15 protein-coding genes, 2 tRNA genes and 1 riboswitch are annotated in these 13,928 nt (G+C 66.1%); of the genes, 9 read left to right on the top strand and 8 right to left on the bottom strand.

Annotation, left to right across the window (positions count from 1 at the left end; all coding sequences use genetic code 11):
* Positions 1 to 90: 90 nt before the first annotated feature.
* The 3 genes from maiA to acnA all read right to left on the bottom strand — a co-directional run bounded on the left by maiA (position 91) and on the right by acnA (position 4,077).
* Positions 91 to 738, bottom strand: a complete 648-nt coding sequence (gene maiA / locus OVA30_RS09365) for a maleylacetoacetate isomerase (RefSeq protein ID WP_012254019.1) — start codon at positions 736 to 738, stop codon at positions 91 to 93.
* Between the two features lie 123 nt (positions 739 to 861).
* On the bottom strand, positions 862 to 1,161 hold the full coding sequence (locus OVA30_RS09360; protein WP_012254018.1) for an antibiotic biosynthesis monooxygenase family protein: 300 nt from the start codon (positions 1,159 to 1,161) through the stop codon (positions 862 to 864).
* 216 nt (positions 1,162 to 1,377) lie between these two features.
* Positions 1,378 to 4,077: an aconitate hydratase AcnA gene (gene acnA, locus OVA30_RS09355; protein ID WP_268175274.1), complete on the bottom strand. Its 2,700-nt coding sequence runs from the start codon at positions 4,075 to 4,077 to the stop codon at positions 1,378 to 1,380.
* Positions 4,078 to 4,799: 722 nt separating this feature from the next.
* Between acnA and ccmA the strand changes: the two genes are divergently transcribed.
* Together ccmA and ccmB are read left to right on the top strand one after the other, a co-directional pair.
* Positions 4,800 to 5,447 carry a heme ABC exporter ATP-binding protein CcmA gene (gene ccmA, locus OVA30_RS09350; RefSeq protein WP_268175273.1) on the top strand — a complete coding sequence of 216 codons (648 nt, stop codon included), beginning with the start codon at positions 4,800 to 4,802 and terminating at the stop codon, positions 5,445 to 5,447.
* Positions 5,447 to 6,112 carry a heme exporter protein CcmB gene (gene ccmB / locus OVA30_RS09345; RefSeq protein WP_268175272.1) on the top strand — a complete coding sequence of 222 codons (666 nt, stop codon included), beginning with the start codon at positions 5,447 to 5,449 and terminating at the stop codon, positions 6,110 to 6,112. Before ccmA ends, ccmB begins: the two co-directional genes overlap by 1 nt.
* Before the next feature lie 43 nt (positions 6,113 to 6,155).
* On the opposite strand, the gene OVA30_RS09340 is transcribed toward ccmB, so the two are convergent.
* Both OVA30_RS09340 and OVA30_RS09335 read right to left on the bottom strand, forming a co-directional pair.
* Entirely contained in the window at positions 6,156 to 6,419 is a 264-nt protein-coding gene (locus tag OVA30_RS09340) for a hypothetical protein (protein WP_004446832.1), read from the bottom strand.
* Positions 6,420 to 6,549: 130 nt separating this feature from the next.
* Positions 6,550 to 6,969 (bottom strand): hypothetical protein, encoded by a 420-nt coding sequence (locus OVA30_RS09335; protein ID WP_326493610.1) that lies wholly within the window; start codon positions 6,967 to 6,969, stop codon positions 6,550 to 6,552.
* Positions 6,970 to 7,350: 381 nt separating this feature from the next.
* Between OVA30_RS09335 and OVA30_RS09330 the strand changes: the two genes are divergently transcribed.
* Positions 7,351 to 7,557 carry a hypothetical protein gene (locus OVA30_RS09330; protein WP_268175270.1) on the top strand — a complete coding sequence of 69 codons (207 nt, stop codon included), beginning with the start codon at positions 7,351 to 7,353 and terminating at the stop codon, positions 7,555 to 7,557.
* Between the two features lies 1 nt (position 7,558).
* A riboswitch (cobalamin riboswitch) is annotated at positions 7,559 to 7,758 on the top strand.
* Here OVA30_RS09330 and OVA30_RS09325 read toward each other — a convergent pair.
* On the bottom strand, positions 7,753 to 7,878 hold the full coding sequence (locus OVA30_RS09325) for a hypothetical protein (RefSeq protein ID WP_268175269.1): 126 nt from the start codon (positions 7,876 to 7,878) through the stop codon (positions 7,753 to 7,755). Its footprint overlaps the riboswitch before it by 6 nt.
* 1 nt (position 7,879) lies before the next feature.
* Here OVA30_RS09325 and OVA30_RS09320 point away from each other — a divergent pair, with 1 nt between their 5' ends.
* From OVA30_RS09320 to OVA30_RS09310, 3 genes are all read left to right on the top strand, one after another.
* Positions 7,880 to 10,123, top strand: coding sequence for a TonB-dependent receptor (locus OVA30_RS09320; RefSeq protein WP_268175268.1), 2,244 nt, complete (start codon positions 7,880 to 7,882; stop codon positions 10,121 to 10,123).
* Between the two features lie 164 nt (positions 10,124 to 10,287).
* Positions 10,288 to 10,578 carry a hypothetical protein gene (locus tag OVA30_RS09315; RefSeq protein ID WP_238506424.1) on the top strand — a complete coding sequence of 97 codons (291 nt, stop codon included), beginning with the start codon at positions 10,288 to 10,290 and terminating at the stop codon, positions 10,576 to 10,578.
* Between the two features lie 145 nt (positions 10,579 to 10,723).
* On the top strand, positions 10,724 to 11,086 hold the full coding sequence (locus OVA30_RS09310) for a hypothetical protein (RefSeq protein WP_268175267.1): 363 nt from the start codon (positions 10,724 to 10,726) through the stop codon (positions 11,084 to 11,086).
* A gap of 80 nt (positions 11,087 to 11,166) precedes the next feature.
* Here OVA30_RS09310 and OVA30_RS09305 read toward each other — a convergent pair.
* Positions 11,167 to 11,242 (bottom strand) — tRNA-Thr (locus tag OVA30_RS09305).
* A gap of 143 nt (positions 11,243 to 11,385) precedes the next feature.
* Between OVA30_RS09305 and OVA30_RS09300 the strand changes: the two genes are divergently transcribed.
* The 3 genes from OVA30_RS09300 (at position 11,386) to OVA30_RS09290 (ending at position 12,462) form a co-directional block, all read left to right on the top strand.
* Entirely contained in the window at positions 11,386 to 12,057 is a 672-nt protein-coding gene (locus OVA30_RS09300; RefSeq protein WP_004446842.1) for a Maf-like protein, read from the top strand.
* Positions 12,054 to 12,272, top strand: coding sequence for a DNA gyrase inhibitor YacG (gene yacG, locus OVA30_RS09295; protein ID WP_268175266.1), 219 nt, complete (start codon positions 12,054 to 12,056; stop codon positions 12,270 to 12,272). The genes OVA30_RS09300 and yacG overlap by 4 nt, the downstream gene beginning before the upstream one ends.
* 114 nt (positions 12,273 to 12,386) lie before the next feature.
* Positions 12,387 to 12,462, top strand: a tRNA-Phe gene (locus OVA30_RS09290).
* A gap of 385 nt (positions 12,463 to 12,847) precedes the next feature.
* Here the strand turns inward: OVA30_RS09290 and OVA30_RS09285 are convergent.
* Positions 12,848 to 13,270 carry a hypothetical protein gene (locus tag OVA30_RS09285; protein ID WP_268177477.1) on the bottom strand — a complete coding sequence of 141 codons (423 nt, stop codon included), beginning with the start codon at positions 13,268 to 13,270 and terminating at the stop codon, positions 12,848 to 12,850.
* Positions 13,271 to 13,928 lie beyond the last annotated feature (658 nt).

The following is a 13,928-nucleotide window of genomic DNA, read 5'->3' as shown; positions in this document are numbered from 1 at the left end:
GGTAACTGTGAAAGGACCCACACGTTCGCAGCGTGTCTGGAACGCAAATCCAGCATTACTGAACGGACAGTTTCGTAAAATTTTTTTTCATCAAGACGCGGGCGCGCCGGGCTGGCGCAGCGGATGAGCGCGGGCAACGGCATCGAGCGCCAGTACTTCCTCGCTGATGCGCTTCACCGTCGGATAGGCCGCCGTGTCGATCCCGAAAATGCCGGTACCCACCCACAGGCTGATGAGGCACAGGTCGGCGTGGCTCACCGCGTCGCCCTGGCAGAAGCGGCCGGTGCCAGCCTCATTCGAGAGCCGGGTCTCCAGCGTCTTCAATCCGGTGGTGAAGGCGTTGCGCAGGAATTCCAGCATCCGCTCCCGCGGCAGGCCGTAATTTTCCATCAGGAAGGTGCGCACCCGCGGCACATAGAGGGGATGGGTGTCGCAGGCGACGACCTGGGCCAGCGAGCGGGCACGAGCCCGCGCCCGCGGCTCCTCCGGCAGCAGTGGAACGCCGGGCCGGGTCTCCTCCAGATAGTCGAGAATCGCGAGCGACTGCGTCAGCGGCGGACCGTCACCATCGAACAGCGCCGGCACCGCGCCCTGCGGATTGATCGCGAGGAAGTCGGGCTTGTGCTGGTCGCCGGCATCGAGGTCGAGGAAGACCTCCTCGTAGGCGATGCCCTTGAGGTTGAGGGCGATGCGCACGCGGAAAGCCGCGGCTGAGCGCCAGTTGCCGTACATCTTCACGAGGCCGTCTCCCCCTTTTGTCGTCCAGCCCTTGGCGGCCGTTTAGGATGCTTCACAGAACGCCCGGCCTCCGACCGTCTCGCCTCAGGCAGCACGGTGCGGCGGGCGGTCGGAGCGAGACACTCAGAAGGCCTGAAGCGTCAGTTCGGTGTGCTCCACCTGGGGCGGAGCCTCGAAATAGGGAGAGACCATCGCCCGGTAGTCCTTCCAGGCCTGCGAGCCGGTGAAGTCCTTGGTGTGTGCCTCCAGCGTATCCCACTCGATCAGCAGGCGGTAGCGCTGCGGCTTCTCGATCGAGCGGCGCACCGCGAAGCTGCGGCAGCCGGCAGCGGCCCGGAAAATCTCGGCGGCCTTCGCGATGCCGGCTTCGAATTCGGCTTCCGAGCCGGGCTTTACGTCGATCTGTGCGATTTCGAGGATCATAGAGCGTCATTTCCCAGCCGGCCCGCCGCGTCGATTGGGGCGGAGCGTTCGATGGTGAGGGAATAGCGGATGCACCGACAAAGCGTCGAGCCACGGCCGACGCCTCGGCCCCTCTTCGTCTTGTTTGCTTCGGAACGGTTGCCGGAACCACTCGCTCAACGAAAAAGCCCCTCCCTTGCGGGAGAGGCTTTCAGGCAGCGCGAACGGAGGAGGCGCTTACGCCGCCAGAGACCGCAGCACGTAGGGCAGGATACCGCCGTTGCGGAAGTATTCCAGCTCGTCGAGCGTATCGATCCGGCAGGTCAGCGGGACCTCCCGCTTCGAGCCGTCGGCGGAGGTGAACTCGGCGGTCAGCGTCTGGCGCGGCTTCAGCTCGCCGGACAGCCCCTTGATCGTCACGGTCTCGTCGCCCTTGAGACCGAGCGATTCCCAGGATTCCTCGCCCTGGAAGACCAGCGGGACCACGCCCATGCCGACGAGGTTCGAGCGGTGGATGCGCTCGAAGCTTTCAGCGATCACGGCGCGCACGCCGAGGAGCTTGGTGCCCTTGGCCGCCCAGTCGCGGGACGAGCCGGTGCCGTATTCCTTGCCGGCGAAGACGACCAGCGGCGTGCCCTCTTCGGCGTAGCGCATCGCCGCGTCGTAGATGTACATCCGCTCGCCAACGGGCTGGTGCAGCGTCCACCCACCTTCGACGACGTTGCCGGCCTCGTCCCGAACCATCTGGTTCTTGATGCGGATGTTGGCAAACGTGCCCCGCATCATCACCTCGTGGTTGCCGCGCCGGGTGCCGTACTGGTTGAAGTCCTGCACCCGCACCTGATGCTCCTGCAGGTACGCACCGGCGGGCGAAGCCGCGCGGATGTTACCGGCCGGCGAGATGTGGTCGGTGGTAATGGAATCGAGGAACAGGCCGAGGATGCGCGCGCCCTCGATGTCGGTGATCGGATCGGGCGTCTTGGTCATGCCCTCGAAATAGGGTGGGTTCTGCACGTAGGTGGAGCCCCCATCCCAGGCGAAGGTCTCGGCCTCGGTGACCTCGACGCCCTTCCAGTTCTCGTCGCCGCCGAACACGTCGGCGTAGCGGCTCTTGAACAGCTCCGAGGTGATGTTCTCCTCGATGAAGCGGTTCACCTCCTCCGAGGACGGCCAGATATCCTTCAGGTAGACCGGCTTGCCGTCCGACCCCTGGCCGAGCGGCTCGGTGGTGATGTCGATCTGGAGCGAGCCGGCGAGCGCGTAGGCGACCACGAGCGGCGGCGAGGCGAGGTAATTCGCCCGCACGTCCGGGTTCACGCGGCCCTCGAAGTTCCGGTTACCCGAGAGCACCGCGGCGGCGACGACATCGTTGTCGTTGATCGCCTTCGAGATCGGCGCCGGGAGCGGGCCCGAATTGCCGATGCAGGTGGTGCAGCCGAAGCCGACGAGGTTGAAGCCCAGCGCGTCGAGGCTCGCCTGGAGGCCGGATTTGTCGAGATACTCGCCGACGACCTGGCTGCCGGGCGCGAGCGAGGTCTTCACCCACGGCTTCGAGGTCAGGCCCTTGGCGACCGCGTTGCGGGCGAGCAGGCCGGCGCCGATCATCACGCTCGGGTTCGAGGTGTTGGTGCAGCTCGTGATCGCGGCGATCACCACGTCACCGTGGCCGATGTCGAAGTTCGTGCCCTCGACCGGGTAGCGCCGGGCGATGTCGGCCGCTCGTCTGAACTCCTTCTCCATCGAGTCGGCGAAGCCGGCCTTGGCGCTGTCGAGCAGCACCCGGTCCTGCGGGCGCTTCGGGCCGGCGAGCGACGGACGCACCGTGCTCATGTCGAGTTCGAGCGTGTCGGTGAAGACGGGATTGGGGGTCTTGGCGTCGCGCCACATGCCCTGCGCCTTGGCATAGGCCTCGACCAGCGCGATGCGGTCGTCCTGCCGGCCGGTGACCTTCAGGAAGTCGATGGTCTTCTGATCGATCGGGAAGAAGCCGCAGGTCGCACCGTATTCCGGCGCCATGTTGGAGATGGTGGCGCGGTCGGCGACCGGCATGTCGTCGAGGCCGGGGCCGTAGAACTCCACGAACTTGCCGACCACGCCCTTCTTGCGCAGCATCTGCGTGACGGTGAGCACGAGATCGGTCGCGGTGGTGCCCTCGGGCAGCTTGCCGGACAGCTTGAAGCCGATCACCTCGGGGATCAGCATCGACAGCGGCTGGCCGAGCATCGCCGCCTCGGCCTCGATACCGCCGACGCCCCAGCCAAGCACGGCCAGACCGTTGACCATGGTGGTGTGCGAATCGGTGCCGACGAGGCTGTCGGGATAGGCGATCTCGGCGCCGTCCTCGGTCCGGGTCCAGACCGTCTGGGACAGATATTCGAGGTTCACCTGGTGGCAGATGCCCGTGCCCGGCGGGACGACGGAGAAGTTATCGAAGGCCGACTGGCCCCATTTCAGGAAGGTGTAGCGCTCGCCGTTGCGGGCGTATTCGAGGGCGACGTTGTCGCCGAGCGCCTTCGGGGTGCCGAACTCATCCACGATCACCGAATGGTCAATCACGAGATCGACCGGGACCAGCGGATTGATTTTTTGGGGGTCGCCGCCGAGCGCGACCATGGCATCACGCATCGCGGCGAGATCGACGACGGCCGGCACGCCGGTGAAGTCCTGCATCAGCACGCGGGAGGGGCGGAAGGCGATCTCGGTCTCCGCCTTGCCCTGGTTACCGAGCCACGCGACGGCGGCCTCGATATCGGCCCGCTTCACCGAGCGGTCGTCCTCGAAGCGCAGGAGGTTCTCGAGGATGACCTTCATCGAGAACGGAAGGGCGGTCGAATCGGCCAAGCCGTTCTTCTCCGCCTCGGGAATGGAGTAGTAGGTGTAGGTCTTGCCGCCTGCTTGAAGCGTCTGGCGAGCTTTGAAGCTGTCGAGGGATGCCACGGCGAGTCGGGTCCTGAGCTGGCGTTAGCGAACACGGAGCAGGCATAACCTGCGCCACGAGAGGTGTTCGGCCGGAGACGCTCCAAGGAGCGCGCGCCGCCCCGGGGGTGCCCGGGTAGCGAGTGCCCTCGGGGAACTCCCGGCGGCCGGGAGGCCCGCGAATGACACTCAGGATGGTGCGCGAGGGGCGATTTGGACGCCCTGGAATGATCGCGCGGCGCAGCCTGAGCCGGTCTATAGAACGTTTCGAAATTGGCCGCTACTGGCCCGATGACACAGGCGCGCGACTGATATTGCGGTCCCGCCCTACCGACGCGTCCGGCGGCTGTCCGCGCCCAAGACGTAGCAGTGGCGCACTGCGTCCCAGAACGCCGCGCGTTGGTCCGGCGTCAGGCTTGCGAGTCGGGCTTCCACTTGCGTGCGCCCGGCGATGGCGGCGGGATCGCGGGCCATAGCCGCTTCGGACGGGGTGGAGCGGGGCCTGCGGGGCCGTCTCGGCATCCATGGTCGCCCATCCTGCGAAACTGCCATGTGGCATCACCGAATCAATGCGTCAGCGGCCCGAGCGGTTCGCGCGCCGCCGAACGATCCGCTATAGGCCGCACGAGACCGGCCTCTCCGCCCGCGAGATGTCCCGGTATTCCCCTCGCGCCAGGCGAGGAGATCCGACAGCCAGGACCGAGACGAAGCGTGCGGACCTCAACCTCATCGAAGGCCGATCCGTGCGGTTGATCGTCGAGAATCTGGCCTGCCGCCGCTCCGGACGCCGCATCTTTTCCGGACTTTCCTTCGTGCTCGGACCCGGCGAAGGCCTGATGGTCACCGGGCGCAACGGCGCGGGCAAATCGAGCCTGCTCACGATGCTGTCCGGCCGCCTCAAGCCCGATGCCGGCACGATCCGCGCCGAGGGCATCGGCGAGGCGAACCTGCCGGAATTCCTTCACGTGGTCGGGCACCGGGACGGATTGAAATCGGCGCTGACGGCCGCCGAGAATCTCGAATTCGCCCGCGATCTTCTCGGCAATCCCGCCGCCTCCCCGAAGGCGGCCCTGGAGGCGATGGGCCTGCCGCATGTCGCACGGTTGCCGGTCGGCTACCTCTCGGCGGGGCAGCGACGCCGGGTGGCGCTGGCGCGCCTCCTCGTCTGCCGTCGCCCGCTCTGGCTGCTCGACGAGCCGACCGCCGCCCTGGACCTCGCCTCGCAGGGGGTTCTCGCGGGGCTGATGGGACGCCACCGGGCCGAAGGAGGGCTCGTGGTTGCTGCAACGCACCAAGCCCTCGGCCTGGAGGATGCCCGCGAGCTGCGCATTGGACCGGCGGCACCCGAGGCCGTCTCTGAAGCGGCGTTCGAGGCGGAGGATTGGCTGTGATGCGCGCCTTCTCCGCCCTCCTCGCCCGCGATCTGAAATTGGCCGCCCGGATCGGCGGCTCGGGCGCGCTCTCGCTCGTCTTCTTCCTGATGATTGTCGTGCTGGTGCCCTTCGCACTGGGGCCCGACATGAACCTGCTGTCGCGGATCGGCCCCGCGATCCTCTGGCTCTCGGCGGTGCTGGCCACCCTGATCGGCCTCGACCGGCTGTTTCAGTCGGACGAGGAGGACGGCTCGCTCGACCTGATGACGGGCGCTGCCGTGCCGCTGGAGCTGGTGGTGCTGGCCAAGGTCCTGGCCTCCTGGCTCACCACCGGCCTGCCCCTGGCGCTCGCTTCGCCGCTGTTCGGCTTGCTGGTGGCACTCTCCCCGAAAGCCATGGGCGCCACGGCCTTGACGCTGGCCCTGGGCACGCCGGCTTTGGCCTTCATCGGTGCGGTCGGCGCGGCGCTGACCGCTACCATCCGCCGGGGCGGCCTGATCCTGGCCATCATCGTGCTGCCGCTGATGGTCCCGACCCTGATCTTCGGGGTCTCGGCCGCGGAGGCTGCCCTCGGCGGCACGGTGCCGTTCACGACCCCGCTGACGGTGTTGGCCGCCCTGAGCCTGATCGCGGCCGTGGTGGGCACCCTGGCCGCCGCCGCGGCTTTGCGCTGGTCGGAATGAACCGGGCGCGGCGCGCGGGAGGCCGCGCCTCGGTTCGCCGGATCTACTTATCGCAGCCGATGCAGATCCCGGTATCGATCTTGTCGTCCTTCTTCTCCATGGCGGTTTCGCGGTCGGGATTGCCCGGGTCGCGCCGCACACCGCCCGCCCCGGCCGGCGGCATGGTCTGACCGACGGCAGAGGTGTTCGGCGCGTAGATGGTCGAAGCCGGACCGCCGCCGGTCCCGGTCTGCGCCGGCCCTTGGGCGGCAGCGGATGTGGCGAGGGCCGCGACCAGAACCGCGGCAAACGACAGACGAGTGATCATCGGCGAACTCCCTTGGAGTTCGAACGCACTAGACCCTTGAGGGTTCACGCGGGTCCATCGCCGGAGATCGGCCTCACATCGGTGCGCGTATCACTCTCGCAGGATCAGGCTCGGCAGCGCTTCGCGAAGCTCAGTCCGGCCAGCAGATCGTCGCTTCGCGCAAGCCCATCAACTGGGCCTCGCCGAGCCCGAATGAAGGGGAGGCATCGAACACCTCTCCCGCCACGCTCACCTCGCAGGCTTCGTCGAGAGCGCCACCGGCACAGAGCGCGAGGGCACGGGTGCGGCCCTGCATCTCTGCGGCCGCGACCCGGATCAGAAGCTTGCCGGCCAAGCGGACATTGCCTGCCGCATCCTCCGGCAACAGGCCGATGCAGGTGATCTCGTCGTCGGTCGCGTAGACGAGGTGGCAATGATCGAGCGTGACGCGCTCACCGACATGGTGACGGGCCGCCGCCGCGAAGGCCGCCGCGTCCGCATGCCCATCGACTGCGTGAGCCCCGGATGGAAGCAGGAGGGCGCTCAAGAGGAAAACGCATCCGATCCGCATGGAGGACCCCACCGAACGATTCCGACCGTACAAACTTCGCAATTTGTGGGCCGGAATGGCTCAGGGGCCGGCGCGCTCCGGGATTCGGCGGCGTCAGCGGGTCTGGCCGGTCTGCGGAGCGTGGGTGTTCTGGTTGTCGGTCGGGCCGGTGCGCGTGAAGGCGAAAACGACGAGCCCTGCAAGGATCATCAGCACGACGGGAAAAGCGAACATCCAACGGGGCATCTCTGGCATCCATGAGGCAGCATTCGGAGGACCGAAACCCCTGGACGGCCGAATGGCTCCGCGGAAGCGGATGAGTTCGGAACCGAACATATGCAATGAATGCATGCCCGATCCGACGCGCCAGCGATTGCTTTGTGCACTGCAACCTGAGAAATCATGGCCATGCCGGATCGCGATGGCGTCGCGGTCCTGCAGCCCTTCTTGGGCGTTTCCTCCCTAGACTTCGGGCCGTCCTTCGGGGCGGCCTTTTTTCTTTTCTGGCTGCCGTTCGCCTTTGCTTGCGGCAGGGTCCGTGTTTTTGGATCGCCGCTCGCGCAGGCGTACCGAACGGCACAGGGCGCATTGACCGAAGCGCCGCCTTGACCGTAGCTTGACCGTTGACGGTTCCCGCAAGGGATCAAAAGGGAACGCGGTGAAGGGCTTTCGAGCTCGATCCCGCGGCTGCCCCCGCAACTGTGAGCGAAGAGTCCTCCATCACCACGTCACTGGGCATGCCTCGCCTGGGAAGACGATGGAGGGCGACGACCCGCGAGCCAGGAGACCTGCCGTCAGCCGTGGTCACACGCGAGCCATGCCGGGCGGGGTGTCCCAGCAGGTGTCGAGACGCTGAAGGCCCATGGCCGGCAGTGGATCGGCCTCGGTCGCGGTGACGTGCCACCGTCGCTGCCGAGGCATCGTGTCCATCATGTCCCCCCTTCACCGCCGCTTCTGCGGCCGGTCCCTCCTGTCCGCCGTCGCCGCCCTGCCCCTCACGACGTCCGGTCCGGTCCGGGCCCAAGCACTCCTGACACAACTCGATGAGATCGCAGTGCAGGGCGGTGCCGGGATCGGCCTGCCCGCCAATGCACCGGCCGACGCCGTCGGCACGGACGCCGCCGCAGCCCTGCGGACGCCGAATCTGACGCAGTCCTCGCCGGTCGGCCTCAACCTGCGCACGCCGTCGCGCTCGGCGAGCCGGCTCGGTCTCACGCCGCTGGAAACGCCCGCGAGTCTCGACATCATCTCGGGCGAGACCATCCGCCTGCGCGGTCAGACCAGCGTGCTGGAGGCCGTGTCGCAGAACGGCACCGGCATCACGGCCTTCGGCTCGCCGGGCAACGGACTCGGCTTCTTCACCGCCCGCGGCTTTGCTGGGCAGAACTCGATCCAGACTTTGTTCGATGGCACCCGGCTCTATGTCGGCGCCAACACCGTCACCTTCCCGTTCGATACGTGGAACGTGGAGCGCATTGAGGTGCTGCGCGGGCCGGCCTCCGTTCTCTATGGGGACGGAGCCATCGGCGGTATCGTCAACGTCGTTTCGAAGAAGCCGCTGTTCACGCCGCTCAATGTCGCCCGCTTCGGCCTCGGCGAGGACGGCATCGCCCGCGCGGCGGTCGATTCGACCGGGCCGATCGGCGAATCCCTGGCCTATCGCCTCAATGTCAGCGGCAATCGTGCCGGTGGCTGGATCACGCCGGAGGGCGACTTCCGCAATCTCGCGATCTCGGGCGCGCTGACGCTCCAAGCGAATCCGGATCTCGCCTTCACCCTCAGCCATGATCTTGGCTACCAGGAGCCCACCCGCTACTGGGGCACGCCGCTGGTGAACGGTCGTGTGCCCGACGCCATCCGCTTCAACAACTACAACGTCCGCGATTCGAAGATCGCCTGGACCGACAACTGGACGCAGTTCCGGACGGAGTGGACCCCTTCGGCCGACGTGACGGTGCGCAACACCGCCTACCGCCTGCAAAGCCGCCGACATTGGCGCGACGTCGAGCAGTACCGCTTCAACCCGGCAACGGGGCTCGTCGATCGCTCCGACTATCTCGAAATTGGCCATAGCCAGGAACAGGTCGGGAATCGGTTCGACGCGACGTTCCGCGGTGCCCTGTTCGGGCTGGCCAACACGTTCTCGGCCGGCTTCGACGTGAACCATGTCAGCTTCCGCCACGCCAACAACTTCACCTTCTCCGAGACGCCGACGAGCGTGCCCCTGATCGGCTACGATCCCGGCTTCTTCCCGCCGGACGGGCGAGCGAGCCCGGCCTACGCCACGCGCACGAACCAAGCGTCGGTCTTCGCCGAGGATCGGCTGTTCCTGACCGACCGGTTGTCGTTCCTCACCGGCGTGCGCTTCGACGCGCCGCGTCTCTACCGGGAAGATCTGCGCAGCGGCGCGACGTTCGAGCGCTCCTTCCGCGCCCTCGGATACCGCTTCGCGCTGCTCTACGAGCCGACGCCGGATACATCGCTCTACGCGCAATACGCCACCGCGACGGATCCGGTGAACAGCCTGATCACCCTCTCGCAATCGCTGGCCGGCTTCGAACTCTCGACCGGCCGTCAGGTCGAGGTCGGCGCCAAGGGCCTCGTCTTCGGCGGCGCCGTCGAGTGGACCTTGGCCGGCTACCGTATCGTCAAGGACAACCTGATCTCGGCGGTGCCGGGCCAGCCGACCGTCTCGACCCAGGTCGGCCAGCAATCCTCCCTCGGCGCGGAGGCCGCGCTCTCCTGGCTCCCCGCCCCCGGCTGGCGCATCGATGCCAACCTCGCTGTGCTTCACGCCCAGTACGATGACTTCACTCAGAATGTCGGCGGAGTCGCCGTCTCCTATGCCGGCAATCAGCCGATCAACGTGCCGGAGCAGGTGGCCAATCTCTGGGTCAACTGGGCCTTCGCCCGCGACTGGGAGGGGCGCATCGGCCTCCAGCATGTCGGCGAAGTGTTTTCTGATTTTGGCAACACTGCCCGGCGGCCGGCCTACACGCTGGTCAATCTCGGCCTCGACCATCAGGTCACCGCCGGCTCCCGCCTGTCGCTACGGGTCTTCAACCTGTTCGACACGACCTACGCGGTCGATGGCAGCGCCGTGAACGGCATCGGCACCGCCTGGGTTCTCGGGCGCCCGCGCTCATTGGAGGTCGCCTACACGATCGCGTGGTGAACGATGCACCGGGCCGCCCAAACGCCGGCGCCAGCGCGTGTCGTCACCACGCCGCAGGGCCCCCGGGAAACCCCGCGGCCGGTGGGGGACTTGCCTGGCGGATAGCTCATCCTTCGCACGACTTCGGGACGTGCAAGGGCGCCATTACGTTTAGGAGTCCCCCAATGCACCGCATTGCCTTCACCGTCACCGTTCTGAGTTGCCTCGGCTCTGGCGCGGCCGTCGCTCAGGCCGGCCCCCCGGGCCTCCCCGTGGGCCCGTTCCCGCCGGGCACGATCATCCAGCGCCAGACCAACACCACCGGCAACACCGTCGATTACATCATCGCCCCGGGCGCCACGGGCGCCGACACCATCACCACCAACTCGGCGGCCGGCGGTAATGCCGGCCAGCCGGAGCGTGCCATCCCGCAGGGCAGCGCGGGCGGCGGAAGCGGGGGCGGCAGCTCGCGCTAGGAACGGCATAGCCGAGAACGCCGGCTCGGCGCCAGGGATCACCCGGGCGCGCCGAGCCGGCTATCGATGCGGATAAGCCTCTGAGAAATCACTTAATTTCGTTGCGCACGCGGCTCTCAATGCAACGTCGCCGGACGCCCCCGCGTTGGCCGCGCAATCGGTCGGCAACACGTCCGACGCCACGACAGGGAGCGCGACGATGGGCCGGGCGGCAGTGATAGGTGTTCTGACGGCGCTGACTCTTTTCAGCCCGTCGCTAGCGGCAGCGCGGCTGAAAATGGACGACAAGGCATCGCTATGGCCGCGCGCCAGAGCAAGCGAGAAAATCGATTTCACCAACCGCGTCGGCAAATCGATGAGCATGCTCTCGCCAGGGCTCGACAGAGGCTATTTCATGCGCTGCCTGGAAGAGGTCGCCAATATCGGCGACACCAAGGATCTCACGCTCAGCGACATGGTGCGAACCTGCGTCTCGCTGCAGGGCAGCCGATCCGGCGCCACCGAGTGAGAATGCGTTCGCGTCCGAATCGAGGAAGCGTCCCGATCCGAAATCGCTCGAGCACACAGATAATTCGAAGAGTGGGAGAGTGGTGCCGCAAGAGGGATTCGAACCCCCGACCCCCTCATTACGAATGAGGTGCTCTACCAGCTGAGCTATTGCGGCGTCGCATCCGGCTCGTCGCGTTGACGCCCGATGGAATGTGCCGGGTCTTAGACGGCCGCCTTGTCCTTGGCAAGCTCTTGGATGCTGTCTGATGGCCGAGACCGCGTTGCGGTGTCACCGGGCTTGGGCGTAAGACCTCGCCGATGAACGAGCTTCTCACCTCCGACGCCCTGAAGCCGCAGGTTTCCGGGGGGCCTGCGCGACCGCCCCTCGTGCTTGCCTCGGCCTCACCGCGCCGGCTGGCGCTGCTGCAACAGGTCGGGATCGAGCCGGATGCGTTGCTGCCCGCCGATATCGACGAGACCCCGCGCAAATCCGAATCACCCCGCGATCTCGCCCGCCGCCTCGCCCGGGAAAAGCTGGAGGCAGCCCAGGCTGCGGCGCGGCGTCGGGACGACCTGCGCGACGCCTATCTCGTCTCCGCCGACACCGTCGTCGCCGTGGGCCGTCGCGTGCTGCCCAAGGCCGAGCTGATCGACGAGGCCGCCGACTGCCTGCGGCTGCTTTCGGGGCGGGCGCACCGCGTCTACACGGCCGTCTGCATCCTGTCCCCGAAGGATCGGCGCCGCGAGCGCATGGTCGAGACTCGCGTACGCTTCAAGCGCCTGTCGAATCGCGAGATCGAGGGCTATCTTTCCTCGGGCGAGTGGCGCGGCAAGGCCGGCGGCTACGCCATCCAGGGCCTGGCAGCAGCCTTTGCGGTGAAGCTCGTCGGCTCGCACAGCGCGGTGGTCGGCCTTCCCTTGTACGAGACGATGAGCCTGCTCGAAGGTGAGGGTTTTCCCGTGCGGGGTGCCTGGGGAGCAGCAACATGAGCCAGTCGGCGAAGAGGACAGCGGCGGACAAGCCGCTGGCGCCCTGTCCGATCTGCGGCAAGCCGGCCCAGACCGAAACCAAGCCGTTCTGCTCGCCCCGCTGCGCCGACATCGACCTCGGACGCTGGCTCGGCGAGCGCTACGTCATTCCGGGGCCGGAGGAGGAGGGGATGTCCTACCCACCCCGTTCGGACGACGAAAACCGCTCCCGCTGAGAGCGAGATCCGCACCCGGCAAAAAAGCTTCGCCTTCATTGCGGGAAGGCTGGACAGGCCCAAAACCCTTCACTATACCCCCGCCAGCCGACGACGCAGCGCGACGCGGCGGATGCCCAGGTAGCTCAGTTGGTAGAGCATGCGACTGAAAATCGCAGTGTCGGCGGTTCGATTCCGTCCCTGGGCACCATCTTTCTGAAGAGCCCTTGAGCCTCAGAAAGTCAGGATTTACTGATCCCTCTCCTTGAGCTGACCATGCTACGGTCCTCTCTCTATTCGCTTTGCGCGGTGTATCGATGGCCCTCCAACGGGTCATTCTCCTGCACGTTGTCTCGGATCACCTGACGCTTGTCCGGCGCCCGCCGGTTTGCAGTCTCGGTGAACCGGTGCCGCTTGTTGCCGGCCTTATCAGTTCCCTCAGTACCGCAGGCTGCTGATAAACGGCCCCATCGCTTGTTCACTCATCGGTCGGCTGCCGGCTTCTTCGGGAGGCGATCTCCAGACGGTCAATGAGACCTGCGGGGATGGGCACCTCCCCGGTCCGCGAGATCCACGAGGACAGCGGCGAGCCCCCGTCATCGGAAGCGTGCCGCGAGCTTGCTCGAAGCTCCGGGATCGACGCGGTGCAACCGCTCCAGCGCGCGGATCGCGTCCCGCTCGACCGATTCATGGTAGGCTGCTTTAACCCGATCCACGCGTTCGATGAGAACGTCGAGCTTTTCGAGTGGCGTCAGTTCGCGAGATGCCTCGCTCGATTTTACCAGCTCGTGAGCCGATTTTGCGGGCGGCATCGCACTAACCTTCTCGGCGAGTTCACGGACGGCCTCGGAAATGATCCCGAGTTGCTGGCCGAAACTTCCGACTTCCTTGATGACCGCGACTTCGATCTCCGGGACGCCCTGGTAGGGTCCCGCCGAGATGTCCTGACTCACCCCGCCGCTCAGCGGTGCGAAAAAGGGAAACGTGAACCACGAATACCAAGTCGGACTACCGGAAATGACGCACCTCGCTCTGTCGCAAGCCGCGTCATGGTCGGATCGTATGGGCTGACATTCAAGCTCACCCTCATGCCTGCTTGCACGGGCGGAATGCTGGATGGCGACTATGCCAATCCTCAGCATCGAAAATGGCATGACGAACCTGATGCGCAGGCTTGAGCGATGTGTCGGTGTAGACCCGAAACAAGAATTCGCTCACTTGCGATTGACGGCGCCAATCAGAAGTATTTGTGCTCAGACGTGTTCTGAAAGAGGGATTGTAGCCGGATATCGGAAAAATCTGACCGGAAGCTAAAATATTCGATTTAGAAATGTACTATTATATTATAGTATAAAGTATCGGATCGGGCATGAGCTCATATGGTCAGGCAGCAAGCGCCTATAAAAGTTAATAATCTAATTTATGGAAGAGGTGTCCAGCTGGACGAGGTTACCACTCAAAAAACGAGTCCAGCCGCGGCATCAGGCAGATCAGTGTTCCTGCCGCGCCGATCACGCCTGCCATCATCACTATCGCCGCCACCGTCAGATCCCCGCGTCATCTCTTCGCAGCCATAACGCGGAAGAGGCTTGGGAAGTTTCACCGTCTGGACATGGCACGCGAGGGGAGTTCAGAGGGCCGTCACCACTTCAGGAAGCGGTCGGCGCTCGGCCGTGC

Source organism: Methylorubrum sp. SL192 (assembly GCF_026672325.1).
GTDB classification, from domain to species: domain Bacteria; phylum Pseudomonadota; class Alphaproteobacteria; order Rhizobiales; family Beijerinckiaceae; genus Methylobacterium; species Methylobacterium extorquens.
Note: the sequence above shows the minus strand (reverse complement) of the source record. Positions and strands in the feature narration are given on the sequence as shown.

Coding starts and splice junctions, on each gene's coding strand:
- OVA30_RS09360 (WP_012254018.1), bottom strand. CDS start 1,161: ATGATCCTCGAAATCGCACAGATCGACGTAAAGCCCGGCTCGGAAGCC.
- ccmB (WP_268175272.1), top strand. CDS start 5,447: ATGCGCGCCTTCTCCGCCCTCCTCGCCCGCGATCTGAAATTGGCCGCC.
- OVA30_RS09340 (WP_004446832.1), bottom strand. CDS start 6,419: ATGATCACTCGTCTGTCGTTTGCCGCGGTTCTGGTCGCGGCCCTCGCC.
- OVA30_RS09335 (WP_326493610.1), bottom strand. CDS start 6,969: ATGCGGATCGGATGCGTTTTCCTCTTGAGCGCCCTCCTGCTTCCATCC.
- OVA30_RS09330 (WP_268175270.1), top strand. CDS start 7,351: ATGGCCATGCCGGATCGCGATGGCGTCGCGGTCCTGCAGCCCTTCTTG.
- OVA30_RS09325 (WP_268175269.1), bottom strand. CDS start 7,878: ATGGACACGATGCCTCGGCAGCGACGGTGGCACGTCACCGCGACCGAG.
- OVA30_RS09320 (WP_268175268.1), top strand. CDS start 7,880: ATGTCCCCCCTTCACCGCCGCTTCTGCGGCCGGTCCCTCCTGTCCGCC.
- OVA30_RS09315 (WP_238506424.1), top strand. CDS start 10,288: ATGCACCGCATTGCCTTCACCGTCACCGTTCTGAGTTGCCTCGGCTCT.
- OVA30_RS09300 (WP_004446842.1), top strand. CDS start 11,386: ATGAACGAGCTTCTCACCTCCGACGCCCTGAAGCCGCAGGTTTCCGGG.
- yacG (WP_268175266.1), top strand. CDS start 12,054: ATGAGCCAGTCGGCGAAGAGGACAGCGGCGGACAAGCCGCTGGCGCCC.